Annotated in this window: 3 protein-coding genes; all 3 read left to right on the top strand. The window is 77.5% G+C overall.

All coding sequences use genetic code 11. From position 1 onward, the window contains the following. Positions 1–1,064 (top strand): phosphoinositide-specific phospholipase C-related protein (locus ABD317_RS35945; RefSeq protein ID WP_486389030.1); only part of this gene is annotated, 1,064 nt, incomplete at its 5' end. Between the two features lie 179 nt (positions 1,065–1,243). Further along, a complete protein-coding gene (locus ABD317_RS35940) occupies positions 1,244–1,396 on the top strand; it encodes a tetratricopeptide repeat protein (protein WP_344296092.1) in 153 nt (50 codons plus the stop codon). 134 nt (positions 1,397–1,530) lie between these two features. Next, positions 1,531–2,462 (top strand): alpha/beta hydrolase (locus ABD317_RS35935; RefSeq protein WP_344296090.1); only part of this gene is annotated, 932 nt, incomplete at its 3' end.

The following is a 2,462-nucleotide window of genomic DNA, read 5'->3' as shown; positions in this document are numbered from 1 at the left end:
AGTCCGGCCAGTTCCCCGGTGCCGACGGGCCCGCAGCCGCCGGGCCCGGCGCGGCCGAGCCCGTCCCGGCCATTCCGCCGCGCCACCGCTGGGGCGCGGTCGGCGTCGTCGCCGCCGCGCTGGCCGGCGCCACGTTCGTCCCGAACGCCTTCGGCGGCGAGTCCGACCGCCGCTGCAACGGGCGCGCGGAGCTGTGCGCGCTGCGCTACGACGAGGTGGCCCAGCTCGCCTCGCACAACGCGATGGCCACCTCCCAGGACCGGTTCATCGCCCCGCTGCAGGACCCGTCGATCACCGGCCAGCTCAACGAGGGCGTGCGCGCCCTGCTCCTCGACACCCACCGCTGGGAGACGCCGCAGGAGATCGCCGCGCGGCTGGCGGACTCGGACTTCTCCCCGGCCATGCAGCGGCAGATCCGCTCCGTGCTGGACACCGCGGACCCGCCCCGCCGGGGCACCTGGCTGTGCCACGCCGTCTGCCGCGGCGGGGCGCTGCCGCTGGTCCCGGAGCTGGAGAAGATCGGCGACTGGCTGGAGCAGAACCCCTCGGACGTGGTCACGCTGGTGATCCAGGACGGCATCAGCGGCGCCGGCACCCGCGCCGCGATGCGCAGCGCGGGGGTGGCGGACATGGCGTTCACGCCGGACGACGACCCGCACGCGCAGTGGCCGACGCTCGGCGAGATGATCGACGCGGACCGGCGGCTCGTCGTGTTCGCGGAGAAGGCGGACGGCCCGGCGCCCTGGTACCGCAACTTCTTCCGGTACGGCATGGAGACCCCGTTCGCGTTCCGCGACCCCGAGGACATGACGTGCGAGCCGAACCGCGGCGGGACGGACAAGCGGCTCTTCCTCATGAACCACTTCATCAGCAACAGCGGCGGCAGCCGGTTGGACGCCGGCCGCATCAACGCCCGCGACTTCGTGCTCGACCGCGCCCACCGGTGCGAGCGGGAGCGCGGCCGGCCGGTGAACCTGGTGGCCGTCGACTACGCCACGATCGGCGACGCCCGCGGCGCCGTGCGCGCACTCAACAACGAGCGCATCGCCCGCCACGAGGAGTGACGGCACCGGCACGGCCGGCCCGGCGTACGGGCGCCAGCCTCGCCGTGCGCCAGGGCCGCGGCCGCCGCAGCGCCCGGCGAGAGTGCGGTTCGGATCACGGACAGGGCGCACCCGAGCGGGAGCGAGCGGTTCCGGGGACCCGTCCCGGGGGCCGGTACCTGTCGACCCGGTTCTCCGTCGTGCGGGCGCTGGAGGTGCTGGAGGACACCCTCACGCGGTCCGAGCGCACGCTCGGCGCTGACCACCCGGACACCGCCTACGTACGAAAGGTGCTGGTCGACGACGACCCGATGACGGCCGACGTACGGCGGGAGCCCGGGGAGCTGGGCTGACGTCGGCCGGCGCGCGGTCGTCGGGCCGGGGCGGCGGGTTCGCCGACGGGTGTCTGGTGTCCGGCCGGGCCCTCCCGTGGCACCGTGCGTAGCGCACCGCCGCCCGCAGACCTCCGCACCGACGGGACCCGCGCATGCGCTACGCCCTCGACCCCGAACTCGCCGCGGCGGCCGCGCTGCTGGCCGACGCCGACCTCGCCGACCTCGCCGCCGCGCGCGCCGCCCAGGCGGCCGAGCTGGCCGCGGCGCCCGCGGCCGACGAGTCGGGCGTGGTCGTACGGGACGTGCGCGCGCCCGGCCCCGCGGGGGGTGCGCCGGCGGTGCCGCTGCGCGTCTACCGCCCCGCGGCGCCGGTGCCGCCCGGGCCGCTGCCCGCCGTCTACGCGCTGCACGGCGGCGGCTTCGTCCTCGGCTCGCCGCAGGTCGACCACGACACCCACCTGCGGATCTGCCGGGAGCTGCCCGCCGTGGTCGTCGCCGCCGACTACCGCCTCGCGCCCGAACACCCCTACCCCGCCGCGCTGGACGACTGCCGCGCCGGGCTGGAGTGGCTGGCCGGGAACGCCGCCGGCCTGGGCGTCGACCCGGCCCGTGTCGGGCTGTGGGGCGACAGCGCCGGCGCCGGGCTCGCCGCGGGGCTCACCCTGCTCGTCCGCGACCGCGGCGGGCCGCCGATCCGCTGCCAGCACCTGCAGAGCCCGGCGCTGGACGACCGGCTGACCACGCCCAGCGCCCGGACGTTCACGGACACCCCGGTGTGGAACCGCCGCAACGCCCGGCTGAGCTGGGAGGCGTACCTCGGGCCCGGCGTACCGGGCACGCCGGGCGTGCCGCCCTACGCGGCGCCGGCCCGGGCCGCGGACCTGGCGGGGCTGCCGCCGGCGTGTGTGGCGGTGATGGAGTTCGACCCGCTGCGCGACGAGGCCGTGGCGTACGCGGAGGCGCTGGCGGCGGCGGGCGTCCCGGTGCAGCTGTGCCGCTACCGGGGCACGTTCCACGGCGCGGTCGGCGTGGCGCACGCGGCGGTGGCGCGGCGGATCGCCGCCGACGCGCGGGACGCCCTGCG

It is taken from the genome of Streptomyces synnematoformans, assembly GCF_039531005.1.
GTDB lineage: Bacteria > Actinomycetota > Actinomycetes > Streptomycetales > Streptomycetaceae > Streptomyces > Streptomyces synnematoformans.
This window is presented reverse-complemented; position numbering and strand designations above follow the sequence as displayed.